Origin of the sequence: Nostoc sp., from assembly GCF_036917635.1 — a bacterium.
In the GTDB taxonomy this organism is placed as follows: Bacteria; Cyanobacteriota; Cyanobacteriia; order Cyanobacteriales; family Nostocaceae; genus Nostoc.
In genome coordinates this window covers 160,145-173,023 of record NZ_JBALCW010000021.1, presented here as the reverse complement: position 1 = coordinate 173,023, position 12,879 = coordinate 160,145, and the positions used below count along the sequence as shown (strand labels likewise).

Below are 12,879 nucleotides of genomic sequence, written 5' to 3'. Positions count from 1 at the left end.
GAGTTGGGAGTTGGGAGTTGGGAGTTGGGAGTTGGGAGTTGGGAGTTGGGAGTTGGGAGTTGGGAGTTGGGAGTTGGGAGTTGGGAGTTGGGAGTAAAAAAGTCAGATTCCCCGCTCAAAACTCCCTCATCTCCCTACTCACTAAGCGAATAAATTTTAGCGTAGCTTGAGCGGAGGTAATTTTATGGGAATACTATTTATTGTTGGTGTTTGCTGGTAAGGAATAGTTGACGTATGAATTTGCTGCGACTGAGAATGCATCACTTAATCGAGCAGTTAGCCGATGAGGATTTGCAAAGCATTTGGGACGTTCTCGAAGCTTTACATTGTGACTTTTATATGCTTAAAGCGATACAAGAAGCCAAGCGATCGCAGCAACCGTGGGATATCTTAACCCATGAAGAAGCGGTAAGACTGTTGATGTTTTTCTGATTTAGCAGCGCTTTTAGTAGTGCTGAATGCTGAGTGCCAAGTAGTAGCCCATAGTTAAAACTAAGGGATTAGTTTAGTTAGGAAAAAATTTATTTATTATTTAGAACTAAAGTCAGAGGATTTAGATCCATATACTGAATTGTAAGTCTTAGTACTGGTTCTTGACTCAGCACTCATCACTTTCAACTCAGCACTCTTTTGGTGGCCCCTCAAGTTTTGGTTAAGGTAACGCCTAGTGAGTCTGGAAATGCGCTATGCAAGGTCTTTTTTACTAGACCTGAAGAATTTAGAACCTGCCGCCTACGAGCGGGTGCATGATTTTGTGTTTATTGAGTTAGCCCAAAAGTGGCAGTTAAGCGATTTAAAAGACCTACGACAGCTTGATAGTGAAGGCATTTTTCACCGCTTTACCCTCGATAATTACTTGATTGGTATAGAAATCAGGGGTGAAATTGTGAAATTTCTACGTGTCATCCCTATGCCAGATGTTTAAAGTGAAAAGTCAATCAATTTGGGATTTTGGATTTGTTCCACCCACATTCCCTTGATCAGCACGTTGGCAGTAGCGTCTGGTAGAGAAGTGCGAGGCATAAACCGAAATAATTTTTAATTCTTTAATTCTTTAATCTAAAATTGGCACGGTCAAGGGAACACTTAAAACTGTAAACTGTATAAGGCTAGGCAGGGATCGCTATAACCTTACATTAAACTGGTTTTTGAAAAACACTTTATTTGAGATTTCCCTATGGATGCTAGGGCCCTTTGGCAACGATACCAAAACTGGTTATATTTCCACGAGGGATTGGGACTGTACTTAGACATAAGTCGAATCCGGTTCGATGATGCCTTTGTGGATTCGTTGCGGCCGAAGTTTGACAAGGCGTTTGCGGATATGGCTCAACTGGAAAAGGGTGCGATCGCTAATCCTGACGAGAATCGCATGGTTGGACACTACTGGCTGCGAAATCCTGATTTAGCGCCAACTCCAGAACTTACACAAGAAATTGTCCAAACCCTAGAACAAATCGAAGCCTTTGCGGAAAAAGTCCAAACAGGTGCTATTCATCCTCCCAGAGCAAGCCGCTTTACGGATATTATCTCCATTGGCATTGGTGGTTCGGCCCTCGGTCCCCAATTCGTCACAGAAGCCCTTGCTCCTGATTTCCCGCCCCTGAAAATTCACTTTATCGACAACAACGATCCAGCAGGTATCGATCGCGTTCTCAATCATCTACGAAATAGCCTCGCCAGCACTTTGGTTTTGGTGATCTCCAAATCTGGGGGAACACCGGAACCTCGTAACGGCATGATTGAAGTTAAAAAAGCCTACGCCGGACACAATTTGGAGTTTGCTCAATATGCGGTAGCAATTACCAGCGTTGATAGCAACCTCGATAAACTGGCCAAAGACGAAGGTTGGCTGGCGAGATTTCCCATGTATGACTGGGTAGGAGGACGCACCTCAGAAATGTCTGCTGTGGGGCTAGTACCAGCCGCATTACAGGGCATTGATGTTCGCGCCATGCTAGATGGCGCAAAAGAAATGGATGACGCTACCCGCGTCGCAGATGTGAAAAATAACCCAGCAGCCTTACTTGCTTTGTCTTGGTACTTTGCTGGTAACGGAAAGGGCGAAAAAGATATGGTTGTCCTACCTTACAAGGACAGCTTATTTTTATTCAGTCGCTATTTGCAACAGCTAGTGATGGAGTCCTTGGGCAAGGAAAAAGACTTAGACGGCAATGTTGTCCATCAAGGCATCGCCGTTTATGGCAACAAAGGCTCAACAGATCAACACGCTTACGTCCAGCAGTTGCGTGAGGGTGTAGCGAATTTCTTTGCTACCTTCATCGAAGTATTGGAAGATCGTCATGGTCCATCCACTGAAATAGATCCAGGAGTTACATCAGGCGATTATCTTTCCGGTTTTCTCCAAGGAACCCGACAAGCGCTTTATGAAAATCACCGCGATTCGATTACAGTCACGATTCCCCAAGTTAACCCCCGAATTGTAGGGGCGTTAATTGCTTTGTATGAGCGTGCTGTTGGTTTATACGCTAGCTTAGTCAACGTCAACGCCTACCATCAACCAGGCGTAGAAGCTGGCAAAAAAGCAGCCGCCTCTATTCTCGATTTGCAAACACGAGTGGTAGCAGTGCTGCAAAAAGAAAAAACTCCCATTTCTCTTGACGAACTCGCAAAAAAGGCAGGCGCATCAGAGCAAGTTGAGGCAATTTACAAGATTTTGCGTCATATCCATGCCAATCAACGAGGTGTGGTTTTGCAAGGTGATCTTCAGAAACCCGGTAGTTTAACTGTTTCTGCTAGCTAATAGCTCTAGTCTAAATTTCACCTTTTGTCTTTAATTGTTGTATTAGCAACAATTTTTTATTGTGAAGCATCCTAGATAGAAGTTTATCTTCCGTCTAGGATGCTTCACTGTATAATTCGTAATTCGTAATTAATTAAAACATATACCTGGGGTGGGTTGTGCGATCGCTCGTTATTACTTCCCATAAAATAAAGTTAAGCCAGCATCAATAAGTAGGATTAATACTATGACTGAATCAACCGCAAAACAACCTGCACGTCGAGGTAGAATCTTCCCAGAACGCACTTTACCACCAGAAGAACTTGCTAGACGCAAAGCTGAAGATGAAGTATTTTATCGGCGTTGTCGGGCAATTTTTGAGCGCGTGCGTCCCGATTTAATTAAGGAACACTATGGCTGGTATATTGCAGTGGAGCCAGATAGTGCTGATTACTTAATTGATGCGGATAAAATGCAAGCTCATAAAAAATCCCTTGAAAAATACCCAAATAGTAGACATTGTGTATTCTGTCTAAATGAAACGGGAACAACTGGCACAATATGATTCAGGGGAACTTTGGGGATAATGGGCAACTATTCTTTGAAATTGATTTGATTACATCTGATGGATTAGATTTGCCTGTGGATGCCTTGTTAGATACTGGTTTCACAGGCTTTATAGCTATTAATAAACAAGATTTAGATAGTCTTGATTGGGCTTATATAGGTGAAGAATCTCTACGAACTGCTAAGGGAGAATCAAGATTTGATATTTATTTAGGTAAGGTGATTTTAAAGGAATACGAGTATGAAATTAATGTTTATGTAGGCGATGAAATTACGGAAGTATTGTTAGGCTCAGAATGGCTAAATTTTTTGCCGTTGGTGGTGAATTATCGGGCTAGTATATTAACTTTGGGATAATTATGATGCCTACGGCTGGCTACACCTACGCACTTGATTTATTTTTAAACGAACCGCAGAGGCGCAGAGAGCGCAGAGGGAAGAAAAGAGATATATTTTACTATTTTTAGTTAATAGGTAAATCGCGGAGAAAGTAAAAGCGATCGCTATTCCAATTACTACCTTTTATTCGTCCTAAATAACCTGTTAATGGTGAAGAAAGTTCTATCATAATTTCGTATAATTCTTGATTTTTCAAAGACTTAGGTGGACTATCATAAATGTATGCTACATGAAGGGCATCCACTCCAACATTTACATCACCTGTTTTTTCTAGATGCTTTTTTACAAGCTGGATAATGTGCGATCGCAATTTAATCTCTTTCTCAGCTTTATCAATATATTCATCGATTTTATAGTCAATTTGCCCAGGTTCGAGATATTGCTGTAATTCGACTAAATTAATAGCACCTGGATATTTTGCTTTGAATTCAACGAGCTTTTGTAAAGTCATAGCATTAATAATACTTACTTCCCATTCTTTAGCGGCTTTTTGTGTATCTGTAGATGGATTACCAGGGCCAATTACTAACTTAGCTGAAGTTAATAGTTGAGTTTTACCTAAGTGCATCCCTCCAAGTTTGAGTAATTCCTCAACTGTACGACTCGGAATAAGCTTACCCGCTTTACACTCGCAAATAATAGGGTAAGGTTTGGAACAATATAAATCTAAGCCTCCAGCGCCACCTTTGTAAGCACTTTCAATTTTGAACCCTAAAAACTCCAAACTTTGACGTGCGATGTTTTCAAAATCTGTACCAGCTTGGTAGTTGCTTTTTTTGTCGTCTTGTTCGATGCTGCGATCGCCTAATTTTGCTATATCATTTATCCAAGCTAAATTTGCATCGGGTTGCTTAATTAGCTTGTCACTACTCCAACCCAAAAATACTTTGATATCGTCGTCTAATTGTTTAGCTGCTGGTTGGCTAATGCTTAAGGATGCGATCGCACTCTGCAATTCTTCTAATTCAGGATGCAGTGAGGGTTGTAGCTTTTCTAACTGGTCTTTGCGTTGGGCGAAGGTGCGATCGTTTAATACAGGGTTGACTTCAGAAACGATCAGCGAAGGGTTTAAAGGCCGAAACTGAGGATTTTGGGATTGCAAAAGAATCTCAAGTGATTGAGGCAGGAGATAAACACGTAGGTAAGCCAGAACAAGATGAGGTCGTTGCCCAAGAGTTTGCTGTAATGCTTCTTTTGTCCAAACTGTTAATTGTGACAAACTATCCAAAGATTCAGGAGGGTGCAAAATGCACCCTTCACACCTAGCCCAAGCTTTAACCACAACCTTTTCACAACCTTGCTGGGCTAAAGCTGTTTGAGCAATGGATAAAAAACTTGGGCGATAGTATTGCTCATAGGATTGTAAATTAATTGATATATCGGTTGGATAAAGGGCAAATTGCCGCCCCGGATTAATGAATATGCGAGGCATTGTGGCAATCATTCGCCCTTGTATTAACGCTTCAACCTCAGAAGCTGGTAAACATAAGGCTGTGTCAAGGACAACTGATTCACTCATGTTTAATTTAACAACTCACTCAGATCCTCTGAGTCGTCTGTATCCTCAATAATGGATGGGTTAAGGAAGTCATTTAATAATTCTTCTCCCTCAATAGTCTCGTCATCGATATGGCCAGAAGGATCACTCAAAATTTCCAGAAGCAAAGGATTTTTACGAGTAAACATCCGGGAAAATTCCATAATTTGTTCTTCAGTTAGCTGATAGCTTTCACGTTTCTGATAAACAGCATCAAAATAAATTAGCTCTCGAATTTCCTCAGTTTTTAAATCCACATGTTCTCCACCAAGTTCTTCTACAAGTTTTTTGAGATAAGTATAAGAATCCCAATTTTTTTGAATCTTATTTGCTTTAGAGCGAACTAAACAACCTCGCGTTATATCGAATGTTTGATATTCAATTAAACGCCACATTCCTGCTCCTACTGCTCTCCCATGTAAGTATGGGAGAACAGCAACACCAATTTTGAAAGTTTTCTCTTTTTCTTTGCCAATTACTTTAAAGCTTATCCAACCCTGATTTATTGACTTTGGTTCAACGTCAGTAATGTCTTCGATTGTTAATTTCTCTAGTTTTTCCCCTGTAGAAGTTTCACATTCTAATGTCTGACCTTTTAAACTCTGAAAGCCAAAACGTAAAGCATCGATAATTAGGGAGTTATTTTTTTCATCTAGATAATCACCATTATCTACCTTACTTTCTCTTTCTAAAGCCAAATAAAATCTTTGCAATGGATCTTGTGGTAATATTTCTTCCTCAACCTTAAAGTTTTCAGCACACCATTTCAAAGCTTCCCTTACGGTTAGTCCGTTCTTTCCATATTTTCTTAATTCACTTTCTTCAAAGGGGTAGAGTGGGTAATGAGGTTTTAAGTTATTTACTTCATAAAACTCTTTTAACCAAAGAGTAACTAAATCAACCATAGAATCGCCACTAAGAGTTTTTAAATCTAATGGTTTTCGTTGCGTATATTTTGAAACTCGATCAGGTGTACCACCAGGCATCAGATTCACCTTTTTTGTCCACGTATCAGGCAACATAACTGTGAGAATAACAAGACCTCGACCAAGTGGAGATGGTTCGAGAGTATCATGTAGACGTTTCACTAAATCAGCAATTACCTGTGGAGTTGTTAAGCCATCAACACTGCAATTGTTTTCTACATCTATTTCATCAAAACAGATGACGACTGGGTTATAGTAATTCACCAAATTAAGAATTTGCTGAATATTTTTGAGGGCTTCAGATTCCCTATCTTGACTAGCTTTACAGGGATTGGGTAATCCTAATTCCTCAGCATTAGAGGTTGCTAATTCATCACCAGATAACCATTTAATTGCAAAAGATGCTTGAGTTTCTGAAAGCGTCCACAAAATAGCCCTGACAATATAGGGATCTGCATTTGGTTTTGTTTTGAGAACTTCTTTGGTCAGCCTATCCATCAAATTTTTGTTTCTAGCTGACCAGCTTGAACATACTTTATCAAATCTTTCAACTAGTACCTGGGGAAAAAGACTTGGAAAATTAGAATCGATAGCTTTAAAGCCTTCATTTGCCATCGCCGCCGCCACTTCCTGCCACTGCATCACGCCTTGACTAGCAGTATTACTGAGACTATCTGCCAAAGTTTGTTGGAACTGGTATTTAACTAGGTTTAAATCTGTATAGTTGTTAACACCTGCATAAATGAACAGAGCAGTTCCATCCGCTCTCAGTTGATGGCGAATGCGACTAAGGATATGAGTTTTACCCACACCCTGTTGAGCTGTAATGGCAATTGATGTCACCTTCTCTTGAGTAGATTGGCTAGTACGCACCAGATCAATTGCCTGAAAAACTGCATTAGAAGCGTGAGCATTTAAAGTTGGTACATCGGGGAATCCCTTTCCCCAGACATCCTGTTCTTTAACTATCCCAGCGTTGATAAACGGATTATGGTTTCTGATGGCGGTGTTAAGGGCTTCTTTTGGAGAAACGGCTGAACTATCCATAGTAATTTTGTCTGAGGTAAGGAGCTACATTGAGATTCAAAGAAATTTAGGAATTTAAAAGCTTGGTGTAGTAACGCAACCCACCACCAGGAATTGTTATTGAGTCGTCACGTTTATCTGGGGTGATGTCTCGCATTTCTCCCGCCATCAGCTGCAAAACATCTTTTTCCTGCATTTCTAGTAGCCAATTGCTGAAATTGTCACGACTAACTCTCTCGCCTATTTCTCTCCTAATCCGATAAATTGGCACAAGATCATCTAGGTTGTAGTTTTGATTCAGCTTGTCGTAAACTTCCAATGTCACAGATTTAAACTCGTCGTAAGATGCGATTCCTTTGGAAAGCTTCGCGATCGCACTCTTCCCATTAACTGATACATCTGCACTACTAACCGCAACATCAATCTGACTAATCCACTTCACCAGCGCATTCGCCGCCCAAGTACCGACAATCGTCCCTTCAAATTTAAACTCGCCATTTCTCAAACCCTCACCCAACACCTCTAAACCCTTGTCAGATATCAGAGAATATCCTTTTTTGGAGATTGCGATCGCACCCTGATTCTGTAATTCTTCAAGTGAACCCTGATAATCTGCTACCTTCTGGCTTTTTGATACAATTCGCTTCGTGAGTTGACCCTTCTTAACTTCCTGCTGCGTTCCTCCCAAATCCCACAAGGCCAAAAGGAGACGAGTTCTAGTTTGGGCTGTATTTTGTGCTGTCATATTAAGTGTACTTTTTGACAAAAAGCATCATAGTAACTGTATCTTTTTAATTTATTTACCCCGAAAACATAACCGAGAAATTGCTGAATATTTCGGCGTTTTAGCTAAATAGATTAATTAAAAATCCAAAATATATTTCTTTCGGATGAATGCAGTTTCTCTCAAAGGCAGGATGGAAGACTTGAAGAAACCGATCATCATGAAAGTGAAACGCTGTAGCTGTGCAGTTATAAATTAAGTGAAATATGTTTTTTCAATCCCAGGTGAAATAACAGGATTTCTAACTTGGTTTTTGCAACAGCAAGGCTCTTAGCAAATACAGGTGATGAAGAAATCCGATGATCACAATATATAAAGAACGTAAAATAGTTTCGCGTCTATTTGCAGTGCTGCTTTCGGCATTGCTAACCGTACCCTTGCTAAGTAGCTGTGGAGGAGGTTCTAAAAACGCTTCTGCACCACCACCTGTTGATGATACCGTTGGTAGAACAGTGAGCGATCGCAAGGCTACAAGCCAAACCGAAGCTAAGAAGGGATTGGGTACAGGGCAAAAAGTGGCGCTTTTGGCAGGAGCTGCGGCACTTTACTACATGTACAACCAACATCAAAATGCTTCAAAAGAAGGAGCGCAAGGTAAGTACTATCTTTCCAAGAACGGGCGTGTATACTACCGCGATGCTGAAAAGCGCGCTCACTGGGTAACTCCACCATCAGAAGGAATTCGAGTACCAGAATCTGAAGCACAACAATATCGGCAATTCCAAGGCTATAACGGGAATACTTCAGGTCGCGATCTAACTGGCATAACTTCATCCGCAGCTCCAGCACTTTAGATAGCAAAGCGTGTGTAAATAAGAAAGCGGGTTTCCCGGAGGATAACGCCTTTCGCGCACGTCGGAAACACGAACTTAAATCAGGAGACAGATTATGGTAGATGAATTTTTCCGAAAAGCGAAGGATTTGCTCTTAGGGTCGAACGGCGATCAAGCTGAAGATGCCGAATTCCGTGATCGCAATGTCCGCCCAGCCAGCGAAGACCCCTACGGCGACCCCGCAGATCCGGCATCTTACGGCAACGTGATTCCAGCCAGTCAAGACCCCTACGGCGACCCCGCAGATCAAGGGGAATTTGGTAACGTTCGTCCAGCCAGCGAAGATCCCTACGGCGACCCCGCAGATGAGGATTACCGCCGTTAACGCGAAACTAGTGGTCTCTCCCATTAGACATCTCCGACAATGAATGTAGAGACGCGAAATTTCGCGTCTCTACAAGGGTTTCAGGTTACGCATATTTAATTTCTGGAGATGTCTATTACGAATTATTTGCTCACTTGTTGTTATCTAAAACCCACATTCCGCACTTCAAAATGTATTATCTATCTTTTCAATAAAAATTCCTAATAATGTTCAAATTATTAAGTATTAATATTGAATACCATTGGCGATTTATGTTGTTGATTTAACCATTTTTTTCCACCTATGGGAAATCTACGCATATTACACGATGAAGTGCGGAAAGTCGGCTAAAATTTGCATACTTACGGCTCAATACTTTTACGCACAGATTGAGCCGTAAGTATGCAAACCCTCTCTTTGGCGATCGGTGAGATTTAATTCCAAAATACCTTAATGCTGACTTCTAAATTAGACTTCTTGCACAAGTCACTATAGGGGTTCCCATTCATATGCGGTACAACATTATATATCGCCAGGTGTAGGGGCATGGCACTGCCATACCCCTACAGATGTACCTCACATAAACGAGAACCGCTATAAGGAACAAGAATTAAATAAATATACAATTTATATCCCTAAATTACCTCACCCTCAATCCCTCTCCGATATATTGGAGAGGGATAGTGATAATTGATGAAGTATTTGCATTTTATTTAATCCACGTTCCTAACACTCCACCCCCATCCCCTCTCGAAGATCGGTGAGGGGAGACAAAGCATAGCTTTGGCGGGGCAGGACTATTTCATTCTCATCTAGCCCGCCTCAGAATGAATTCTGAGTCTAATAGTGAAACTCGTCTAAAGACGAGTAAAAAAAGGTTATAGTCCGTTAAAACGCACTTTAGCTAAAAGCCTGTGAACTTCAGTTCTGGGCGGTTTTTGTTTAGAACGAAATAGCCCTGTTGGCGGGGTGGGGTTCTTATTTTTTATTATTTAAACTCTTCAAGCTGATCCACACGTAACCAAACATTTGGCGTTGGCACTTTCCCGAACTTAATTAGGGCGTAATCACCTTTGATATCTACAATTTCGCCCTTGCTGTCAAACAAATAAGAAGGAAAGCGAGTATCACTGGCTTTTGCTTCCAGACTGTTTTCCAGTTTCTCGCGGATAGCGCGAACCATATCTCCCTTTTTGATTGCCATGAATTCCCCTCTCAAATTTCTAGATTAGACTTATCCGCATTTTAAAAGACTTCCGAGGTAAAAACTCCCAACTCCCAACTCCCAACTCCCAACTCCCAACTCCCAACTCCTAACTCCCAACTCCCAACTCCTAACTCCTAACTCCCCGTACCCTTTGACACTGTGGGCAAAAGTGACTAGATCGCCCACCTAACCTAATCCGCATAATTGGAGTGTCACAAACTCGACAGGGTTCTCCAGCGCGGTTATAAACCCAGGCAACACCACCATAATTGCCATTGACACCCTTAACACTTAAGAAATTACTAAAAGTAGTACCGCCAGCCTCAATGCTGGTTTCTAAAACTTGAATTATGGCTGTTCGCAAACGTTCAATTTGCTTTAGCTGCAAATCTATACACAAGGTTTCAGGTAAAATTCCACTCTTAAACAGGGCTTCATCGGCATAAATATTACCTAATCCCGCCACTACAGATTGATCGAGTAGTGCAGTCTTAATCGGACGGCGGCGGTTTTGAAGTTTGAGAGCTAGATATTCAACAGTAAATTCGGGTGAAAATGGATCTGCTGCCAGTGTTGCCAAACCAGTCATAATACTTTCTACAGCAACACCAGGGGGAACCCACCAAATTTTACCGAAGGTACGCTGATCGACAAACCGTAATTCCTGGTGTTCCCCAAAGAATAATCTAACCCGCGTGTGCTTATGTAATGGTTCATCTCGATGCAGCCATAGTAGTTGACCGGTCATTCGCAGATGAACCCCTAGCCAGCCGGTTGATGAAGGGGAAGATGAGGAGGATGAGGGGGATGAGGGGGAGAGTGTGGCTAGGAGATATTTACCGCGACGATGCCAAGTAGCGATCGCACTTTTTTCAATTCCATCAACAAACTCACCAACAGAAAACGGGTAGGCGATGGTGCGATCGAGCAACACATCTCCACCCGTAATTTCTTGGTTAAGGGTCAATTGATTTAGGCCCCTTCGGACTGTTTCAACTTCAGGCAATTCAGGCATTCAAACTGATTAAGCAAGCAATTTTTATGTACTTGGGCGTTGAATAAAGAAGAGATGGAGTACTAACTTACCCATCCGTAGATGGCTCGTATTACTAACCAAGAGAAACCGTAAATACCCGCAGGGCAGCTTCTCATAGATTAGGGTAGGCTTGGCTCAAAGATGAATGAACTGAAATTTTCAGACTTCATACTTCAGACTTAAGACTATCCTTCATCATCGCATCAAACAACCCCCTTGTAGCTTTGCTGCTATTTTTTCGATGCTTTAGCCTTTGGTGCTTCAACCTCGACTAATTCATCCTGGGCAAAGTTATTGGTATTGATACCAGAGTAATTTACCTTGTCAAAGCGGACAATTACTGGGTATTTGATACCGCTTTGGTCAATGGAAGCTACAGTTCCTAAATCCTGAAACCAGTAGGATTCAGGGCGGAGAATACGTACTTTAGAACCACGTTGAACCATGATTATTTTCCCTTTTAGTTATCAATCGCCAATCTAGAGGGCTAATTGATTTCACTCTACAACCTGAAGGTAGCAGCAAGAGTCTTTGTTAAGTTATTTATCTGAATGGGGAGTCGGGAATGGGGAGTGGGGAGTGGGGAATGGGGACTGGGGACACTTTCGACTTGCTCAGTGCATCGCTGGGGAGTAGGCATTGAATATTAGTTATTGTATTCTCCCTCATCTCCCCCACTCCCCACTCCCAAAAAACGGTATAATAGCCTACTTGACAAGGCACACGTTATAGCGTACCTTCGTTCGCAAGCGTTTATTTTGTAGAAGCTTATGTTTTAGTTAAGACAAACACACTTCCCTCGTTACCTCTGCCAATCCGCAGATCGTTATCTATATAGGTGATATCTAACCAGCCTTGCTGTTTATCACTCTTGATTGCAAAATCAATTGCCGGAAATTTTCTACCTGCTTCAATTTGTTGGATAAAAGTTACCGGAGAATTGTATTCTATTAAACGTTGTAAGCCGATAATAGACCGCTCAAATTTCACTTGGACACGCCGATCTGAAACTGGCTCAAATTTAGCAGCAACGCTGACTAATCCTTCCAAATAAGGTAAGCCATAAATCTCAGCTATGTTGTAAACACTGGCAGTATCAACCCGGATACACTGATATATCTCACCCAGTTTGCACAAAGGTAGACCATCTAAATTTAAAAGAGCCTTGCTAGTGGTGTATAGTAATCGCCAATTGCCATCTAGCAAATTACCAGCTTCCACCGGACGGGGTGTAGGATTAAAATCTTCTAAATTGGCGATCGCTGCTAAGATAGCCTGTTTCTGTGCATCAGTCGCCAGTAGACCGCGATTAGTAAGTGCGATCGCATCCATGAGAGCCGCTTTTGGCATCATCGCCTGTCACCTCTAAAATCAGTCACTTTCCATCAGCATAAACAAGATATTCATCACATATATGGAGAACCATAAAAATTACTAAGAATCGCTTGACTTAAGCCGTATGCCTATTAAAGAAAAAATTTCTATCTGAATGCGGATTTATTCACCAAAGGGTTGAA

14 protein-coding genes are annotated in these 12,879 nt (G+C 41.5%); 7 read left to right on the top strand and 7 right to left on the bottom strand.

The features are described from left to right. Window positions 1–234 precede the first annotated feature (234 nt). The 5 genes from V7K32_RS06800 to V7K32_RS06780 all read left to right on the top strand — a co-directional run bounded on the left by V7K32_RS06800 (window position 235) and on the right by V7K32_RS06780 (window position 3,667). Complete coding sequence (locus tag V7K32_RS06800) at window positions 235–432, top strand: hypothetical protein (protein WP_334991472.1); 198 nt, start codon at window positions 235–237, stop codon at window positions 430–432. Between the two features lie 235 nt (window positions 433–667). Continuing rightward, on the top strand, window positions 668–925 hold the full coding sequence (locus V7K32_RS06795) for a cytotoxic translational repressor of toxin-antitoxin stability system (RefSeq protein ID WP_334991470.1): 258 nt from the start codon (window positions 668–670) through the stop codon (window positions 923–925). Window positions 926–1,177: 252 nt separating this feature from the next. Next, window positions 1,178–2,764, top strand: coding sequence for a glucose-6-phosphate isomerase (locus tag V7K32_RS06790; RefSeq protein ID WP_334991468.1), 1,587 nt, complete (start codon window positions 1,178–1,180; stop codon window positions 2,762–2,764). A gap of 226 nt (window positions 2,765–2,990) precedes the next feature. After that, window positions 2,991–3,308 carry a hypothetical protein gene (locus V7K32_RS06785; protein WP_334991466.1) on the top strand — a complete coding sequence of 106 codons (318 nt, stop codon included), beginning with the start codon at window positions 2,991–2,993 and terminating at the stop codon, window positions 3,306–3,308. Beyond that, a complete protein-coding gene (locus V7K32_RS06780; RefSeq protein WP_334991464.1) occupies window positions 3,305–3,667 on the top strand; it encodes an aspartyl protease in 363 nt (120 codons plus the stop codon). Before V7K32_RS06785 ends, V7K32_RS06780 begins: the two co-directional genes overlap by 4 nt. Window positions 3,668–3,773: 106 nt before the next feature. Here V7K32_RS06780 and V7K32_RS06775 read toward each other — a convergent pair whose 3' ends face one another. Genes V7K32_RS06775 through V7K32_RS06765 form a run of 3 tightly spaced genes read right to left on the bottom strand, consistent with a single transcriptional unit; the run spans window position 3,774 to window position 7,943 of the window. After that, a complete protein-coding gene (locus tag V7K32_RS06775) occupies window positions 3,774–5,228 on the bottom strand; it encodes a DUF1802 family protein (RefSeq protein WP_334991462.1) in 1,455 nt (484 codons plus the stop codon). 2 nt (window positions 5,229–5,230) lie between these two features. Then, entirely contained in the window at window positions 5,231–7,219 is a 1,989-nt protein-coding gene (locus tag V7K32_RS06770) for a P-loop NTPase fold protein (RefSeq protein ID WP_334991460.1), read from the bottom strand. Between the two features lie 46 nt (window positions 7,220–7,265). Beyond that, the gene (locus V7K32_RS06765) at window positions 7,266–7,943 is read right to left on the bottom strand and encodes a hypothetical protein (RefSeq protein ID WP_334991458.1); all 678 of its coding nucleotides are present in this window, start codon (window positions 7,941–7,943) and stop codon (window positions 7,266–7,268) included. Window positions 7,944–8,281: 338 nt separating this feature from the next. Here V7K32_RS06765 and V7K32_RS06760 point away from each other — a divergent pair, with 338 nt between their 5' ends. Then, window positions 8,282–8,776 carry a hypothetical protein gene (locus V7K32_RS06760; protein WP_334991456.1) on the top strand — a complete coding sequence of 165 codons (495 nt, stop codon included), beginning with the start codon at window positions 8,282–8,284 and terminating at the stop codon, window positions 8,774–8,776. A 94-nt stretch (window positions 8,777–8,870) separates the two neighbouring features. After that, window positions 8,871–9,140, top strand: a complete 270-nt coding sequence (locus tag V7K32_RS06755) for a translation initiation factor (protein WP_334991454.1) — start codon at window positions 8,871–8,873, stop codon at window positions 9,138–9,140. 967 nt (window positions 9,141–10,107) lie between these two features. On the opposite strand, the gene V7K32_RS06750 is transcribed toward V7K32_RS06755, so the two are convergent. The 4 genes from V7K32_RS06750 to V7K32_RS06735 all read right to left on the bottom strand — a co-directional run bounded on the left by V7K32_RS06750 (window position 10,108) and on the right by V7K32_RS06735 (window position 12,715). Then, window positions 10,108–10,323 (bottom strand): NAD(P)H-quinone oxidoreductase subunit O, encoded by a 216-nt coding sequence (locus tag V7K32_RS06750; RefSeq protein ID WP_334991452.1) that lies wholly within the window; start codon window positions 10,321–10,323, stop codon window positions 10,108–10,110. A 130-nt stretch (window positions 10,324–10,453) separates the two neighbouring features. Then, entirely contained in the window at window positions 10,454–11,341 is an 888-nt protein-coding gene (locus V7K32_RS06745) for a DNA-formamidopyrimidine glycosylase (RefSeq protein WP_334991450.1), read from the bottom strand. A gap of 251 nt (window positions 11,342–11,592) precedes the next feature. Next, on the bottom strand, window positions 11,593–11,808 hold the full coding sequence (locus V7K32_RS06740; RefSeq protein WP_334991448.1) for a photosystem I reaction center subunit IV: 216 nt from the start codon (window positions 11,806–11,808) through the stop codon (window positions 11,593–11,595). A 322-nt stretch (window positions 11,809–12,130) separates the two neighbouring features. Beyond that, a complete protein-coding gene (locus V7K32_RS06735; RefSeq protein WP_334991446.1) occupies window positions 12,131–12,715 on the bottom strand; it encodes a PAP/fibrillin family protein in 585 nt (194 codons plus the stop codon). Window positions 12,716–12,879: the final 164 nt, after the last annotated feature.

Coding starts and splice junctions, on each gene's coding strand:
- V7K32_RS06800 (WP_334991472.1), top strand. CDS start 235: ATGAATTTGCTGCGACTGAGAATGCATCACTTAATCGAGCAGTTAGCC.
- V7K32_RS06790 (WP_334991468.1), top strand. CDS start 1,178: ATGGATGCTAGGGCCCTTTGGCAACGATACCAAAACTGGTTATATTTC.
- V7K32_RS06785 (WP_334991466.1), top strand. CDS start 2,991: ATGACTGAATCAACCGCAAAACAACCTGCACGTCGAGGTAGAATCTTC.
- V7K32_RS06780 (WP_334991464.1), top strand. CDS start 3,305: ATGATTCAGGGGAACTTTGGGGATAATGGGCAACTATTCTTTGAAATT.
- V7K32_RS06775 (WP_334991462.1), bottom strand. CDS start 5,228: ATGAGTGAATCAGTTGTCCTTGACACAGCCTTATGTTTACCAGCTTCT.
- V7K32_RS06770 (WP_334991460.1), bottom strand. CDS start 7,219: ATGGATAGTTCAGCCGTTTCTCCAAAAGAAGCCCTTAACACCGCCATC.
- V7K32_RS06765 (WP_334991458.1), bottom strand. CDS start 7,943: ATGACAGCACAAAATACAGCCCAAACTAGAACTCGTCTCCTTTTGGCC.
- V7K32_RS06760 (WP_334991456.1), top strand. CDS start 8,282: ATGATCACAATATATAAAGAACGTAAAATAGTTTCGCGTCTATTTGCA.
- V7K32_RS06755 (WP_334991454.1), top strand. CDS start 8,871: ATGGTAGATGAATTTTTCCGAAAAGCGAAGGATTTGCTCTTAGGGTCG.
- V7K32_RS06750 (WP_334991452.1), bottom strand. CDS start 10,323: ATGGCAATCAAAAAGGGAGATATGGTTCGCGCTATCCGCGAGAAACTG.
- V7K32_RS06745 (WP_334991450.1), bottom strand. CDS start 11,341: ATGCCTGAATTGCCTGAAGTTGAAACAGTCCGAAGGGGCCTAAATCAA.
- V7K32_RS06740 (WP_334991448.1), bottom strand. CDS start 11,808: ATGGTTCAACGTGGTTCTAAAGTACGTATTCTCCGCCCTGAATCCTAC.
- V7K32_RS06735 (WP_334991446.1), bottom strand. CDS start 12,715: ATGATGCCAAAAGCGGCTCTCATGGATGCGATCGCACTTACTAATCGC.